This is a genomic window from Pseudomonas sp. FBCC-B1667 (assembly GCF_059133255.1).
On the sequence record NZ_CP101437.1, the window covers coordinates 629,761 to 645,864 of the forward strand.

At 58.0% G+C, this 16,104-nt stretch carries 14 protein-coding genes and 1 pseudogene; 12 read left to right on the forward strand and 3 right to left on the reverse strand.

The window, feature by feature from the left end:
* Positions 1-11 precede the first annotated feature (11 nt).
* Positions 12-1,217, reverse strand: coding sequence for an ISL3 family transposase (locus NL116_RS02710; RefSeq protein WP_494373355.1), 1,206 nt, complete (start codon positions 1,215-1,217; stop codon positions 12-14).
* A 465-nt stretch (positions 1,218-1,682) separates the two neighbouring features.
* Between NL116_RS02710 and NL116_RS02715 the strand changes: the two genes are divergently transcribed.
* From NL116_RS02715 to NL116_RS02750, 8 genes are all read left to right on the forward strand, one after another.
* On the forward strand, positions 1,683-3,023 hold the full coding sequence (locus NL116_RS02715; RefSeq protein WP_494375910.1) for an OprD family porin: 1,341 nt from the start codon (positions 1,683-1,685) through the stop codon (positions 3,021-3,023).
* Between the two features lie 291 nt (positions 3,024-3,314).
* The gene (locus NL116_RS02720) at positions 3,315-3,953 is read left to right on the forward strand and encodes a peroxiredoxin (RefSeq protein WP_494375911.1); all 639 of its coding nucleotides are present in this window, start codon (positions 3,315-3,317) and stop codon (positions 3,951-3,953) included.
* Between the two features lie 205 nt (positions 3,954-4,158).
* Complete coding sequence (gene ssuE / locus NL116_RS02725) at positions 4,159-4,752, forward strand: NADPH-dependent FMN reductase (protein ID WP_494375912.1); 594 nt, start codon at positions 4,159-4,161, stop codon at positions 4,750-4,752.
* A gap of 89 nt (positions 4,753-4,841) precedes the next feature.
* Complete coding sequence (locus NL116_RS02730) at positions 4,842-5,807, forward strand: sulfonate ABC transporter substrate-binding protein (RefSeq protein WP_494375913.1); 966 nt, start codon at positions 4,842-4,844, stop codon at positions 5,805-5,807.
* Between the two features lie 26 nt (positions 5,808-5,833).
* Positions 5,834-6,982, forward strand: coding sequence for an FMNH2-dependent alkanesulfonate monooxygenase (gene ssuD / locus NL116_RS02735; protein WP_489334671.1), 1,149 nt, complete (start codon positions 5,834-5,836; stop codon positions 6,980-6,982).
* Between the two features lie 8 nt (positions 6,983-6,990).
* The gene (gene ssuC / locus NL116_RS02740; RefSeq protein ID WP_494375914.1) at positions 6,991-7,773 is read left to right on the forward strand and encodes an aliphatic sulfonate ABC transporter permease SsuC; all 783 of its coding nucleotides are present in this window, start codon (positions 6,991-6,993) and stop codon (positions 7,771-7,773) included.
* Positions 7,770-8,576, forward strand: a complete 807-nt coding sequence (gene ssuB, locus NL116_RS02745; protein ID WP_494375915.1) for an aliphatic sulfonates ABC transporter ATP-binding protein — start codon at positions 7,770-7,772, stop codon at positions 8,574-8,576. The genes ssuC and ssuB overlap by 4 nt, the downstream gene beginning before the upstream one ends.
* 108 nt (positions 8,577-8,684) lie before the next feature.
* A complete protein-coding gene (locus tag NL116_RS02750) occupies positions 8,685-8,900 on the forward strand; it encodes a TOBE domain-containing protein (RefSeq protein WP_003229256.1) in 216 nt (71 codons plus the stop codon).
* Positions 8,901-9,033: 133 nt separating this feature from the next.
* Here the strand turns inward: NL116_RS02750 and NL116_RS02755 are convergent, their stop codons facing one another.
* Complete coding sequence (locus NL116_RS02755; RefSeq protein WP_494375916.1) at positions 9,034-9,672, reverse strand: TetR/AcrR family transcriptional regulator; 639 nt, start codon at positions 9,670-9,672, stop codon at positions 9,034-9,036.
* 138 nt (positions 9,673-9,810) lie between these two features.
* On the reverse strand, positions 9,811-11,187 hold the full coding sequence (locus tag NL116_RS02760; protein ID WP_090178366.1) for a glutamine synthetase family protein: 1,377 nt from the start codon (positions 11,185-11,187) through the stop codon (positions 9,811-9,813).
* Between the two features lie 278 nt (positions 11,188-11,465).
* Between NL116_RS02760 and NL116_RS02765 the strand changes: the two are divergent.
* The 4 genes and pseudogenes from NL116_RS02765 to NL116_RS02780 form a co-directional block, all read left to right on the forward strand.
* A pseudogene (locus NL116_RS02765) lies at positions 11,466-11,744 on the forward strand (gamma-glutamyl-gamma-aminobutyrate hydrolase family protein); the annotation flags it as partial.
* Between the two features lie 124 nt (positions 11,745-11,868).
* Positions 11,869-13,227, forward strand: coding sequence for a glutamine synthetase family protein (locus NL116_RS02770; protein WP_494375917.1), 1,359 nt, complete (start codon positions 11,869-11,871; stop codon positions 13,225-13,227).
* 59 nt (positions 13,228-13,286) lie between these two features.
* Positions 13,287-14,651: an aspartate aminotransferase family protein gene (locus NL116_RS02775; protein WP_494375918.1), complete on the forward strand. Its 1,365-nt coding sequence runs from the start codon at positions 13,287-13,289 to the stop codon at positions 14,649-14,651.
* A gap of 182 nt (positions 14,652-14,833) precedes the next feature.
* The gene (locus NL116_RS02780) at positions 14,834-15,931 is read left to right on the forward strand and encodes a polyamine ABC transporter substrate-binding protein (protein WP_494377993.1); all 1,098 of its coding nucleotides are present in this window, start codon (positions 14,834-14,836) and stop codon (positions 15,929-15,931) included.
* Positions 15,932-16,104 lie beyond the last annotated feature (173 nt).

Below are 16,104 nucleotides of genomic sequence, written 5' to 3' on the forward strand. Positions count from 1 at the left end.
TTTTTGGTTCATCACGGATTACCGGGAAAGACGCTCTTGATCTTCATAAAGAAGAACTCGCTATCCCGGTAACCGTAAGCCATCCGCTTTATGACCTTTATTCGATTGTTTATTCCTTCCAACTGACCGGTGTGCATCGGCCAGCGAACCCGGCTCACGATGCCCCGCCAGTAAGCCTTTAGCCGTTTGGCAAACTGGATCAGAGCAGGTATTTCGCTTTCATGAGCATGGCGCAGCCATTGCTTCCATGCCGATCTCCAGCTCCAGGCAGTACTCGGCGTCCAGAGCGTTTTGAGTTCGGCCTTCATTAAATAGACCGTCATCAATGCCTGGTTAGCCGCCAGCAGATCCCCCAGGCGAACCTGTTGTTCCGGTGTTTTCAGGTTCTGCGGATTACGCAGAAGCAGCCATCGCGCCTGCTTGATGACCTTTCGGGCCGGTTTGTCATGACGCAGTCGATTGGCTTCGTCGACGCGCACCCGATCAATCACCTCTCGGCCATATTTGGCCACCACATGGAACAGGTCGTAGACCACGCGTGCTTGCGGGCAGTGCTGACGAACCTCCAGATCAAAAGCGGTATTCATGTCCATCGCCACCGCTTCGATGCGAGCGCAACCCTCTGGCCCCAGCTCTTCGAAAAATGGCCTGACCGCCGCCCGGCTGCGGCCTTCGCCGATCCACAGCACCCGCCGTGTATCCGCATCCAGGACAACGCTGGCATAACGATGACCTTTGAACAGTGCGAACTCGTCCATCACCAAACGTCTCGGTTGCGCCTTTGGCAAAATGCTCAATGCTGCTTGCAAGGCTCGACGCTCCAGCAACCGAACGGTCTCCCAATGCAGCCCAAACATCTGCGCCACGTGCAACGTGGGAAGGCGTTCACAGGCTTGAATGACCGCCTCTGCCAGACGACGTGTCATACGGGCATAGCGATCCAGCCAACTGACGGCCTCCATGCGTTTGCCGCAATCGCGGCAATCAACGCGCCGGAGCAAAACGCTCAGGCGCACCGCACGACCGAGAATGGGCAAATCACGAATGACTCGCTCGCAATACTCATGCGTGGTTGAACAGATTTTTTGGCAGCCGCCACAGGAAGGAAATCGAGTGGCGTGAGGAGTCAGATCGATCTGTAGGGCATCGCCATCAGGCTTGATGGTGACGACAGAAAAGCCCTCCCAAAAAGGAAGGAAAGTATTAATATCGCGCATAAGAACGCCGGTTTGTTAGATGTGTTTGCTCGCACGAACATCATCAATCAAATCGGCGTTCTTGTTTCTGTGTTTCCCGGGATTCCGTGAAGAACCTTTTTTTTGTCTTGCATATTCCAATATGAATACACCTGAGCATTTTTTATTCTTTTTGGTTTTTTTGATAGCCCCCTAAAATAGGCCCGTCCGGCTCTCTACCGAGGTCCGGAGTCAGTCAGGTAATCCCCCGTTTGTAGAACAGGTAAAGGAATCGGCTTTTGAGCCGATACCTCGGATCTGTGCTGTGCTGGCATATACCCAAACGGAATTAAAAAGAATTAAAAAGTTCTTTTTGGATTTATGGCGCTGTATTCCGCACGGCCAAAACGACCGGGCCAGAAGGCTCGGCAAAAATTGCGCGTTTTAGGATCCAGGGCATCAGACCCAGGACCAGGACCACAAGCATTAGTAATGAGGAGCGAAACAATGAACAAGTCCACCTTGGCCATCGCTGTGGCCGTTGGGGTTTTGGCGCAGCAAGCAGGCGCCGCCGGTTTCATCGAAGACAGCAAGGCCACCCTGGGGCTGCGCAACTTCTACATCAACACAGATTACCGTGACGGTACCGGTCCGAACAAAAACGAAGAATGGGGCCAAGGCTTCGATCTGCGTTTCATCTCTGGTTACACCCAAGGCACTGTCGGCTTCGGTATCGATGCGATTGGCCTGTTGGGCGTCAAACTGGATTCGGGCGGCGGCACCAATGGCGCCACTGCCACCTCTTCCGGTGGCACTGTGTTTCCGAGCAAGTCCAACGGCGAAGCGGTTGATGATTTCTCCAGTCTGGGCCTGACGGCGAAAGCCAAGATCTCCCAAAGCGAATTGAAGCTGGGCACCTTGCAGCCAAAAAACCCGGTGATCGTAACCAACGATGGTCGTCTGTTGCCGCAAACCTGGCAGGGCGGGCAGATCACTTCCGCGGAGATCAAGGACCTGTCGCTGGTCGGTGGGCAGATCGAAGCCGTCAAAGGTCGCAACTCCAGCAACAACGACCAGATGTCGATTTCCGGTGCGAACGCTCGTGGCCCTAAATGGCGTGACAGCAACAAGTTCATCTACGCCGGTGGTGACTACAAAATCACCAAGGACCTGACGGCCCAGTACTACTACGGCAACCTGGAAGAGTTCTACAAGCAACACTTCCTGGGCCTGGTTCACAACTGGGCAATCGGCCCGGGCGTGTTGAAGTCGGATTTCCGTTACTTCAACAGCACCGATGACGGTGCCAATGGTCACGACCCGGCGTACTACACCACCGGCAACTACAACGCGCCAAACGGTAAAGGCAAGGTCGACAACAACCTGTACAGCGGCCTGTTCCTGTACTCGGTTGCCGGTCATACCTTCGGGGGCGGTTACCAGGTCAGCAACGGCAGCAGCGACTTCCCTTGGCTGAACCAGGGCGATGGTTCGTCGAACTACACCATCACCGATTCGCAAATCCAGAAGTTCGGCCGTGCCGGCGAAAAAACCTGGCAAGCGCGCTACTCCTTCGACTTCGCCAAGGTCGGCGTACCTGGCTTGACCGCTGGTATGGTTTACCTGCGCGGTGACAACATCGACACCGTCAACGCTAGAGGTGGCCAGTTGGCTAACGGCGCTTCCGAGTGGGAACGCGACCTGAGCGTTGCCTACGTCGTACAGGACGGCCCGCTGAAGAACCTTGGCCTTGCCTGGAAAAACGCTATGTGGCGCACCGACCTGCCGAGCACTCGCTCCCAGGACGAAAATCGCCTGATCGTCAGCTACTCGATTCCGCTGTTGTAATGGCGCTCGCGTAACCGAGACAAAAAAAGCCCCGCCCGGCATCTCGCCGGGCGGGGCTTTTGCGTTTCAAGGCGGGATCACCCCCGTAAACCCGCCTTGAAATTCCCCTCTTTGCAGCACTCAAGGCCTTCTCGAACCTTGTGGGCGATGGTGGTCCGGTTACTTGAGCACGTCCAGTGAACAGATCTTTAATATTCTTTTTAGGTCTAAATAAATCGAAATCTATTCTTTTTAATTATTCGTGAACACAGGCAAAGTCGGACTCAACAAGCACTCACCAGGAGCAGCACCATGAGCCTCAGACTTGGCGATATCGCCCCCGACTTTGAACAGGATTCCAGCGCCGGCACTCTTCGTTTCCACGAATGGCTGGGCGATAGCTGGGGCGTGCTGTTTTCCCATCCGGCGGATTTCACCCCGGTGTGCACCACCGAACTGGGGTTCACCGCCCGGCTCAAGGATGAGTTTGCGCAGCGTGGGGTCAAAGCTATCGCCTTGTCGGTTGACCCGGTGGACTCCCATCACCGCTGGATCGAGGACATCAACGAAACCCAGAACACCCTCGTCAACTTCCCGATCCTCGCTGACGCCGACCGCAAGGTGTCCGACCTGTACGACCTGATCCATCCCAATGCCAACGACACCCTGACCGTGCGTTCGCTGTTCGTGATCGACCCGAACAAAAAAATCCGGCTGACCATCACCTACCCGGCAAGTACCGGCCGCAACTTCCACGAAATCCTGCGGGTAATTGATTCGCTGCAACTCACCGACAACTACAAGGTGGCGACCCCGGCCAACTGGCAGGACGGTGATGACGTGGTGATCGTGCCGTCACTCAAGGATGAAGATGAAATCAGGCAGCGCTTTCCCAAGGGCTATCGGGCGGTGAAACCGTATTTGCGCCTCACACCGCAGCCGAACCGGTAACCCTGACCGTTCCAATAGCAGGGGATTTCAGGCCGTTTCGACGGCCTTTTTTTAGGTTTCGAACGCAGTGGTTTATATATTCCTGCAACGCATAACCAAATGAATAAATATGATTTATAGATATAACAATCAGCTGGTAAGGTCACTCCCATCAAAGCGAGATCGCAAACCGCGAATCGCCTACACCGATCAAGGAATCATCTGAATGCTGGTCGTCTCACTCGGTGGCAGTCCCAGTCAGCGCTCTCGATCCGGGGTGCTGCTGGAACGCTCCCAGCGCTGGTTGCAGGAGCAAGGGGTGGAAGTGGTGAGTTACCAGATTCGGGACTTCCCGGCGGAAGACTTGCTGCACGCACGCTTCGACAGCCCCAAGGTCATCGACCTGCTGCAACAGATTGAAAACGCCGACGGCCTGCTGATCGCCACGCCGGTTTACAAAGCGTCGTTCTCGGGCGCACTGAAAACCGTGCTGGACCTGCTGCCCGAGCGCGCCCTGGCCCACAAGGTTGTATTACCGATGGCCACCGGCGGCAGCATCGCCCACATGCTGGCGGTGGATTACGCACTCAAACCCGTCCTGTCGGCGCTGAAAGCCCAGGAAATGCTTCACGGAATTTTTGCTGTAGACAGCCAGATCGCTTACGGCGAAGGCAGCGCTCAGGCGCAATTGGCGCCGGAGCTGGAACAACGATTGAATGAGTCGCTGGAACTGTTTTTCAGCGCCATGGCACGGCGGCCAAAGCCGCTCGATCCGAATCTGTTGAATGAACGTTTATTGAGTGCTCGCTGGAGCATTTAAGCCTCGCCCGAAATTGGTCCACTCACCTTACTCAGCCGCTAACGGCCAAGCAGGTGCAGCCAAAACCTCACTGCAAAAAGGAGAGCGCTATGCGCACTGTCATTTTGCGTCGTGGTCTGGTCGCTCTGTTTGTTGCGGCTGTGTCCTTCGGCGCCATTTCTCAAGCTCAAGCTGAAACCCTGCGAATCGGCTATCAAAAATACGGCACTTTGGTGCTGCTCAAAGCCAAAGGCACTCTGGAAAAACGCCTCGCCGCCCAAGGCGTGGACGTGCAATGGACTGAGTTCCCCGGCGGCCCGCAACTGCTCGAAGGCCTGAACGTCGGCTCCATCGATTTCGGTGTGACCGGTGAAACCCCGCCGGTATTCGCCCAGGCGGCCGGCGCCGATCTGCTCTACGTCGCCTACGAACCACCGGCACCGCACAGCGAAGCGATTCTGGTGCCGAAGGACTCGCCGATCAAATCGGTGAAGGACCTCAAGGGCAAGAAGGTTGTGCTCAACAAAGGCTCCAACGTTCATTACCTCTTGGTGCGTGCGCTGGAAGACGCCGGCCTCAAATACACCGACATCCAGACCGTGTTCCTGCCGCCGGCCGATGCCCGCGCAGCTTTTGAACGTGGCAGCGTCGACGCCTGGGTCATCTGGGACCCGTACCAGGCCGCCGCCGAGAAACAACTGCAAGCGCACACTCTGCGCGATGGGCAGGGCATCGTCGACAACCATCAGTTCTACCTCGCGACAAAACCTTACGCGCAGAAAAATCCTGAGGTGATCAAGACCCTCGTCGAAGAAGTGCGCGCGGTCGGTGAGTGGTCCAAGGCCAATCCTGAAGACGTGACTCAACAAGTCTCGCCACTGCTCGGGCTGCCAGCAGACATCACCCTGACTTCGGTGAAACGCCAAGGCTATGGCGCGCTGTTCCTCACGCCTGAAGTGGTCGCCGCGCAACAGAAAATCGCCGACAGCTTCTACCAGCTCAAGCTGATTCCGAAGCCGTTGAGCATCAAAGACGTGATCTGGACGCCACCGGCAGCCGTTGCGAAAGCGCAGTAATTCGATTCTTTGAAGGAGACCACTCCATGAGCCTCAATATTTTCTGGTTCCTGCCTACCCACGGCGATGGCCATTACCTTGGAACCGCCGAAGGCGCTCGCGCCGTTGACCACGGTTACCTGCAACAAGTCGCACAAGCGGCGGATCGCCTCGGCTTCGGCGGGGTGCTGATTCCAACCGGGCGTTCCTGCGAAGACTCGTGGCTGGTGGCCGCGTCGCTGATCCCGGTGACCCAGCGTTTGAAATTTCTTGTCGCCCTGCGCCCCGGGATCATTTCCCCGACGGTGGCCGCGCGTCAGGCGGCGACCCTGGATCGTCTGTCCGGCGGTCGTGCGTTGTTCAACCTGGTCACCGGTGGTGATCCGGAAGAATTGGCCGGCGACGGTTTGTTCCTCAGCCACGAAGAACGCTATCAAGCCTCGGTGGAATTCACCCGCATCTGGCGTCGTGTGCTGGAAGGTGAAACCGTCGATTACGACGGTCAGCACATCAGCGTGAAAGGGGCGAAGTTGCTCTATCCGCCGATCCAGCAACCGCGTCCGCCGCTGTACTTCGGTGGCTCGTCGGAAGCGGCGCAGGACCTCGCGGCAGAGCAAGTGGAAATGGTCCTGACCTGGGGCGAACCCCCGGCCGCCGTGGCCGAAAAGATCGAGCAAGTGCGCGCCAAAGCAGCGAAGCTCGGTCGCACGGTGCGCTTCGGTATTCGCCTGCATGTGATCGTTCGCGAGACCAACGCCGAAGCCTGGCAAGCTGCCGATAAACTGATTTCGCATCTGGACGACGACACCATTGCCCGCGCCCAGGCTTCGCTGGCCCGTTTTGATTCCGTCGGCCAGCAGCGCATGGCCGCACTGCATGGAGGCAGCCGCGACAACCTCGAAGTCAGCCCGAACTTGTGGGCCGGTGTCGGTCTCGTGCGAGGCGGTGCCGGTACCGCGTTGGTTGGCGACGGCCCGACCGTGGCCGCCCGTGTGAAGGAGTACGCGGACTTGGGCATCGACACCTTTATCTTCTCCGGTTATCCCCATCTGGAAGAGTCGTATCGCGTGGCCGAATTGCTCTTTCCGCATCTGGACATTCAACGGCCCGAGTTACCGAAAGGCGCCAACTACGTCAGCCCGTTCGGCGAGATGGTCGCCAACGACATCCTTCCCAAAGCCGCGTCCCAGAGCTGAGGCGCGCCATGAAGAAAATCATCCACAACCTCGCGCCCTGGGCGTTGCCGGTGTTGCTGCTGGCGGTGTGGCAGTTGTCAGTGTCGGCGGGTTGGTTGTCGACACGGATCCTGCCAGCACCGATTGCGGTGATTGAAGCCGGCGTAAGCCTGGTGCGCAGCGGTGAAATCTGGACGCACCTGGCGATCAGCGGATGGCGCGCCGCACTGGGCTTCACCATCGGCGGCAGTATCGGCCTGGTGCTGGGCTTCATCACCGGGTTGTCGAAATGGGGCGAGCGCCTGCTCGACAGTTCGGTGCAGATGATCCGCAACGTGCCGCATCTGGCGCTGATTCCACTGGTGATTCTGTGGTTCGGCATTGACGAGTCGGCGAAGATTTTTCTGGTGGCGCTGGGCACGTTGTTCCCGATCTACCTCAACACCTATCACGGCATCCGCAATGTCGACCCGGCACTGGTGGAGATGGCGCGCAGTTATGGCTTGTCCGGTTTCAGCCTGTTTCGTCAGGTGATTCTGCCGGGTGCGCTGCCTTCGATTCTGGTCGGCGTGCGTTTTGCGTTGGGCTTCATGTGGCTGACGCTGATCGTCGCGGAAACCATTTCGGCCAGTTCCGGCATCGGTTATCTGGCGATGAATGCCCGGGAGTTTTTGCAGACCGATGTGGTGGTGCTGGCGATTCTTTTGTACGCGGTGCTCGGCAAATTGGCCGACCTCGCGGCCCGAGGACTTGAACGTGTGTGGCTACGTTGGCACCCGGCTTATCAGGTTGTCAAAGGAGGTACGGCATGACCGCTCAACAACCTCCACGCCTGCTGCGCGGGATTCCACTGGTGGTGCGCAAGCTGCAAAAAACATTTGGCTCGCGCAAGGTGTTGCGCGAGATCGATCTGCACGTTCCAGCGGGTCAATTCGTTGCGGTGGTTGGTCGCAGCGGCTGTGGCAAAAGTACCTTGCTGCGCTTGCTGGCAGGCCTCGACAAGCCTACCGGCGGTGAATTGCTCGCTGGCGCGGCGCCGCTGAATGATGCACGGGAAGACACCCGATTGATGTTTCAGGAAGCGCGTTTGCTGCCGTGGAAAAAGGTCATCGACAACGTCGGCCTCGGCCTCAAAGGCGACTGGCGTGCGCAAGCGCTTGAAGCGCTGGAGTCGGTCGGCCTGGCGGACCGCGCCAATGAATGGCCCGCCGCATTGTCCGGTGGACAGAAACAACGTGTGGCGCTGGCGCGTGCGTTGATCCATCAACCGCGTTTGCTGTTGCTCGACGAACCGCTGGGTGCACTGGATGCCCTGACCCGAATTGAAATGCAGCAACTGATTGAGCGGCTCTGGCGCACGCATGGCTTCACCGTGTTGCTGGTGACCCACGACGTCAGCGAAGCGGTGGCAATTGCCGACCGGGTGATCCTGATCGAAGAGGGCGAAGTCGGCCTCGACCTGATCGTGGAGTTGCCACGCCCTCGTGTGCGTGGCTCGCATCGGCTGGCGGCGCTGGAGACCGAAGTCCTCAATCGCGTCCTCGCACTGCCCGGCGAACCGCCGGAACCGGAACCCGTTTCACCCTTGCCTACGCAACTGCGTTGGGCGCAATAGAAGCAGCGGCGAGTTGCAAGTTTCAAGCGGCAAGCAGAAGCAGAGCGCTTCTTACTCTCGGCTTGTAGCTGGCTACTCGGCGCTCATTTCGACCTCAGGAGAAATCGTATGACTATCAAAGCCATCAACGTTCGTAACCAGTTCAAAGGCTCGATCAAGGAAATCGTACTGGGTGATGTACTCTCGGAAATCGACGTGCAAACCGCGTCCGGCATCGTCACGTCGGTGATCACCACCCGCTCGGTGAAAGAGCTGGAGCTGGTGGTCGGCAGCGAAGTGATCGCGTTTGTGAAGTCCACTGAAGTGTCCATTGCCAAGTTGTAAGTCAGCCAGTGAGATCGGCCGCGCGGCCTTCGCGAGCAAGCCCGCTCACACACTTGACCGAGTTGTCCAGACGGACGCGATCAATGTGTGTGCGGGCTTGCTCGCGAAGAGGCCCGCGCAGCCAATAAACAAATCAGGCCGAAATAACGCGCTTGTGTAAGTACGGCGGCAAGTACAGCCCCAAATAAGCATCAAACACCCGCATCCCTTCCTCAGCCATGCGCGGCGTGATCTGCCCATGCTGCTGCACCGAGCGCGCATAAACGCGGTCACCCAATTCCATCGCCAGTGCAAATACATCCACGTCCGTCGGCAACTTCGGCAATTCGAAATGGTGGTCGAAGAGCTTGTGCATCAGATCGCCCAGTTCGATGTCGTGCTGGCGGTCTGCCTGGGTGACTTCGGTCAGGCCATGCTGGGCCAGGATCAATTGGCGGGCGGCGGCGTCTTCGCTGTAGATCGCCAGCATGCGCTGCTCCACCAGGCGTGACAGGTCCCGCCAGCCGCTGAGGGCGTCATGATCGATGGGCGCTTGCAGGCAGGCGCGGAACGCGGCATGGACGTCGGCCGTCAACGCCTCAAGCAGCGCCGGGACGCTGGCGAAGAAGTGGTAGACGGAGGAGGGCGGGATTTCCGCACGTTCGGCGACGCTGTAGATCGACAGACTCGCCACGCCCTCGGCGGCCAGCAGCGTGCGGGCGGCATCGAGTATCGAATCGATCCGCGCCTGGCTGCGGGCGCGGGGTTTGCGTGGGGTGGCGAGTCGGGTCATTGAAATCTCCTGCGGGGGCAGCGGGCATTGTACGCAGAGCAGGCAGATGTTCCATATCCCTTGCCACCGGTTTGATGTTGGCCATAAAAAAACGCCGCCGGCCTTATCAGCCGACGGCGTTCTTTTTACTGCAAGCGCTTAAACGGTATGCAGGTACCAGTTGTATTCAAGGTCGGAGATGGAGTGTTCAAACTCCTCCAGCTCGCTTTCCTTGCAGGCCACGAAGATATCGATGTATTTCGGATCGATGTACTTGGCCATGACTTCGCTGTCGTCCAGCTCGCGCAATGCATCACGCAGGTTGTTCGGCAGGCTTTGCTCGTTCTGCTCGTAGGAGTTGCCTTCCACGGGTGCGCCAGGCTCGATCTTGTTGGTCAGGCCGTGATGCACGCCAGCCAGGACCGAAGCCATCAGCAGGTACGGGTTGGCATCGGCGCCGGCCACTCGGTGTTCGATGCGCACGGCATCGGCGGCACCGGTTGGAACGCGGATCGCTACGGTACGGTTATCCAGACCCCAGCACGGCGAGTTCGGCACGTAGAACTGTGCGCCGAAACGACGGTAGGAGTTGACGTTCGGGCAGAGGAAAGCCATCTGCGCCGGTAGGGTCTCGAGCACACCGCCGATCGCGTGACGCAGTGCGGCGTTCTGCTCGGGATCCTCGCTGGCAAAAATATTCTTGCCGTCTTTATCAAGAATCGAGATGTGGACGTGCAGACCGTTGCCCGCCTGGCCCGGGTAAGGCTTGGCCATGAAGGTGGTGTCCATTTCATGGTCGTAGGCGATGTTCTTGATCAGGCGCTTGAGCAGGACCGCGTAGTCGCAGGCCTTGATCGGGTCGGCCACGTGGTGCAGGTTCACTTCGAACTGCGCAGGGGCACTTTCCTTGACGATGGCGTCGGCCGGGATGCCTTGCTCTTTCGCACCTTCCAGAATGTCCTGGAGGCAGTCGACGTATTCGTCGAGGTCGTCGATCAGGTAGACCTGTGTCGAATGCGGGCGCTTGCCGGACACCGGCGAGCGTGGCGGTTGCGGACGGCCGTTCACGTTCTCCTGGTCGATCAGGTAGAACTCCAGTTCGAAGGCGGCGCAGATGGTCAGGCCCATCTCGTCGAACTTGCGAACCACATTGGCCAGCACTTCCCGAGGGTCGGCGAAAAACGGCTGGCCTTCGAGTTCGTGCATGGTCATCAACAGTTGCGCGGTAGGGCGCTTCTGCCAAGGCTCGTTGCACAGGGTGTCAGGGATTGGATAGCAGATTCGGTCAGCATCACCGATGTCCAGGCCCAGGCCGGTGCTTTCCACCGTCGAGCCATTGATATCCAGAGCAAATAGAGAGGCCGGCAGGTTGATGCCTTTCTCGTAAACCTTGTGGAGGCTGGTGCGTTCAATGCGCTTGCCGCGCACCACACCATTCATATCCGCAATCAGAAGGTCAACGTACAGAACCTCAGGATGTTCCTTAAGGAACGCGTTCGCTTCGTTAAGCTGAACGGCACGCGGGGGTACCGACATGATGCAACACCTTTGTTGTTAAAAATATCAATCATTGATCTCTTCGGATTCCAGTCAACCCGAACGGCATGCCGAAGTCAAGCGAGGCCTTTTTTGCCCTAAAAAAGCACTCGTAAGGCTTTTTTGGGGCAATTTGGGGCGTTTTTATGCCTTTGAAAGCTTTGGCTGTCGCGGGCTTGAGCGGGGCGTGTTGTATTTTTTACGGGGGTGTTGTGTAAAAAAATGAACAAGGCTAAGCTCGATTCAAACCCATAACACCAATAATACCGGGGTGCTTCATGTCTCGCCTGCCGTTAATCGGCGTCACCAACTGCTCTAGGCAGATTGGTCTGCATGCTTATCACATCAGTGGCGACACCTACGTCCACGCCGTGGCCTCACAGCCTCCGGGACTGTTGGTCATTTTGCCGTCCCTGACGGATCATCTGTCTCCGTCCGATATTCTGGACGGCCAAGATGGCACCCCCATTACGGTTACTTCATTCAATATAGAACCGATTCACAATAGCGCCCCGGCTATCGCTCAGGGCATCGCTCGTGATTCTGCACGCCCGGCGTTTGCCGCACAGTCCTCCAGTAACACGATAGCCTGACGTAGACACCCGTTTCAACGCGACGCCGATGCGTCAACTATTGCCTGACGCAAGCAAGCGTCAGGAAACTCAAAGCCTAGAGGCATTTATGAGTAACAACCTCGACCAGCTCACCGATTGGTTGAAAGACCACAAGATCACAGAAGTCGAATGCATGATCGCCGACTTGACCGGGATAACCCGGGGCAAGATTTCGCCGACCAACAAGTTCATTGCTGAAAAAGGCATGCGCCTGCCCGAAAGCGTTCTGTTGCAGACCGTGACCGGCGACTATGTCGAAGACGACATCTATTACGAACTGCTCGACCCGGCCGACATCGACATGATTTGCCGCCCCGACCAGAACGCCGTATTCCTCGTGCCGTGGGCCATTGAGCCGACCGCCCAGGTGATCCACGACACCTATGACAAGCAAGGCAACCCGATCGAGCTGTCGCCGCGCAACGTGCTCAAAAAGGTTCTCAAACTCTATTCCGATCGCGGCTGGCAGCCCATCGTGGCACCGGAAATGGAGTTCTACCTGACCAAGCGCAGTGACGACCCCGACTACCCGCTGCAACCGCCGATTGGACGCTCCGGGCGTCCGGAAATCGGTCGTCAGTCGTTCTCGATCGAAGCGGCGAACGAATTCGACCCGCTGTTCGAAGACGTCTACGACTGGTGCGAATTGCAGGAGCTGGACCTCGATACGTTGATCCACGAGGATGGTACGGCGCAGATGGAAATCAACTTCCGTCACGGCGATGCCTTGTCCCTGGCCGACCAGATCCTGGTGTTCAAGCGCACCATGCGCGAGGCCGCGCTGAAGCATGACGTGGCCGCGACCTTCATGGCCAAGCCCATGACCGGCGAGCCGGGCAGCGCGATGCATTTGCACCAAAGCATCATCGACATCGAGACCGGCAAGAACGTCTTCTCCAATGAAGACGGAACCATGAGCCAATTGTTCCTGCACCACATCGGTGGCTTGCAGAAACTGATTCCCGAGCTGTTGCCGCTGTTCGCCCCGAACGTCAACTCGTTCCGCCGCTTCCTGCCGGACACTTCGGCACCGGTGAACGTGGAGTGGGGCGAAGAGAATCGCACCGTGGGCCTGCGGGTTCCGGATGCCGGGCCGCAAAACCGTCGGGTGGAAAATCGCCTGCCGGGCGCTGACGCCAACCCGTACCTGGCGATTGCCGCGAGCTTGCTCTGCGGCTACATCGGCATGGTCGAAGGCCTCAACCCGAGTGCGCCGGTGGTGGGCCGTGGCTATGAACGCCGCAACCTGCGCCTGCCACTGACCATCGAGGACGCGCTGGAACGCATGGAAAACAGCGCGACCGTCGAGAAATACCTGGGCAAAAAATTCATCACTGGCTACGTCGCGGTCAAGCGGGCCGAGCATGAAAACTTCAAGCGCGTGATCAGTTCGTGGGAGCGGGAATTCCTGCTCTTCGCCGTCTGATACGCCGGGCGCCGTCGTTGTCGGGCGGCGCTTTCACCTGATTTTTTTTGGAGATTGGTATGACCAGCAACAATCCGCAAACCCGTGAATGGCAAACCCTGAGCAACGATCACCACCTGGCCCCGTTCAGCGACTTCAAGCAGCTGAAAGAGAAAGGCCCGCGGATCATCACGAACGCGAAGGGCGTTTACCTGTGGGACAGCGAAGGCAACAAGATCCTCGACGGCATGGCCGGCCTGTGGTGCGTCGCGATCGGTTACGGCCGTGATGAACTGGCCGACGCGGCCAGCAAGCAAATGCGCGAATTGCCTTACTACAACCTGTTCTTCCAGACCGCCCACCCGCCGGTGCTGGAGCTGGCCAAGGCCATCGCCGACATCGCACCGGAAGGCATGAACCACGTGTTCTTCACCGGTTCCGGCTCCGAAGGCAATGACACCATGCTGCGTATGGTTCGTCACTACTGGGCGATCAAGGGCCAGCCAAAGAAGAAAGTCATCATCAGCCGCAAGAACGGTTATCACGGTTCCACCGTGGCCGGCGCGAGCCTGGGTGGCATGACGTACATGCACGAACAAGGCGACTTGCCCATCCCGGGCATCGTCCACATCGCGCAGCCGTACTGGTTCACTGAAGGCGGCAACATGACGCCAGAAGAGTTCGGCGTCTGGGCGGCGAATCAGCTGGAAGAGAAGATTCTGGAAATCGGCGTGGATAACGTCGGTGCTTTTATTGCCGAGCCGATCCAGGGTGCCGGTGGCGTGATCATTCCGCCAGACACCTACTGGCCGCGCATCAAGGAAATCCTCGCCAAGTACGACATCCTGTTCGTGGCGGACGAAGTGATCTGTGGGTTCGGCCGCACCGGTGAGTGGTTCGGTACCGATTTCTACGACCTCAAGCCCGACATGATGACCATCGCCAAGGGCCTGACCTCCGGCTACATCCCTATGGGTGGCCTGATCGTGCGTGACGACGTGGTTGCCGTACTGAACGAAGGCGGCGACTTCAACCACGGTTTCACCTACTCCGGTCACCCGGTGGCGGCTGCGGTGGCGCTGGAAAACATCCGCATCCTGCGCGAAGAAAAAATTATCGAGCGCGTTCATGCAGAAACGGCACCCTATTTGCAAAAGCGTCTGCGGGAACTGAATGATCACCCGTTGGTGGGGGAAGTGCGCGGCGTCGGTCTGTTGGGGGCCATTGAACTGGTTCAGGACAAAGCCACGCGCAAGCGTTACGAAGGCAAGGGCGTCGGCATGATTTGCCGCCAGTTCTGCTTCGACAACGGCCTGATCATGCGTGCCGTGGGCGACACCATGATCATTGCTCCGCCGCTGGTGATTACACCGGCTGAAATCGACGAGTTGGTGGCCAAGGCACGCAAGTGTCTGGACCTGACCCTGAGTGCGTTGCAGGGCTAAGTGCTAGGCTCTGAGCGGGGTGCGAAGCTGGCACTTCGCTCAGGGCCAATTAAGGATGGGTCTTTCCTTGAAAGCCTGCCTCGGAACTTGCCAGACTACCGGTTGTTCGGATGCCCAGTAACAGGCCGCTGAGCACGTGGTTAAAAAGAAAAATTGGAGCATTACTGATGAAGGCATTAGGTATGAAGATAGCTGGCAAGACCCTTCTCGCCATGTCCCTGTTGGGCGCGATGGCGGGTGCAGTTCAGGCGGACGACAAGGTGTTGCACGTCTATAACTGGTCCGACTACATCGCTCCGGACACCATCGCGAACTTCGAGAAAGAGTCCGGGATCAAGGTGGTGTACGACGTTTTCGACAGCAACGAAACCCTCGAAGCGAAGTTGCTGGCGGGCAAGTCCGGTTACGACATCGTCGTGCCGTCGAACAACTTCCTGGCCAAGCAAATCAAGGCCGGCGTTTACCAGAAGCTGGACAAGTCCAAGCTGCCTAACTGGAAAAACCTGAACCCTGAACTGCTCAAAGCGGTATCGGTGAGCGACCCGGGTAACGAACATGCCTTCCCTTACATGTGGGGTTCGATCGGTATCGGCTTCAACGCCGAGAAGGTCAAGGCTGCACTGGGCGCCGACGCACCGACCAATTCCTGGGACCTTATCTTCAAGCCTGAAAATGCTGCCAAGCTGAAGTCCTGCGGTATCAGCCTGCTGGATTCGCCGACCGAAATGATTCCGGCGGCATTGCACTACCTGGGCCTGCCGACCGACAGCCAGAAGAAAGAAGACATCGACAAAGCTGAAGCCCTGCTGCTCAAAGTCCGTCCTTCGATCGCCTACTTCCACTCGTCGAAGTACATCTCCGACCTGGCCAACGGCAACATCTGCGTCGCCGTGGGTTACTCGGGTGACATCTACCAGGCCAAGTCCCGCGCGGCTGAAGCCGGTGACAAGGTGAAGGTCAGCTACAACATTCCGAAAGAAGGTGCCGGCAGCTTCTACGACATGGTCGCCATTCCTAAAGATGCCGAAAACGTCGAAGGCGCCTACCAGTTCATGACCTACCTGCAGAAGCCGGAAGTCATGGCTGCGATCACCAACGCCGTGCGCTTCCCGAACGGTAACGCGGCGGCCACACCGTTGGTTGATAAAGACATCACCAGCGACCCGGGCATCTACCCGCCAGCAGACGTGATGGCCAAGCTGTACGCGATTGCCGACTTGCCGGCCGCGACCCAGCGTCTGCTGACTCGCAGCTGGACCAAGATCAAGTCGGGCAAATAAGCCGGTTTGAGGCAACCCCCTGTTGTCGTTATCCCCGTGATGACGGCAACAGGTGTAAATAAATGACAGAAAGTTTTGCTGGAACGGTTTTTCGAGGGTAAGTTGCGCGCCGGTTTTGTTGCCGGGCAGTCATGGCTGTCATGTAACACGGGGCAACTTGGGCCCAACTAATT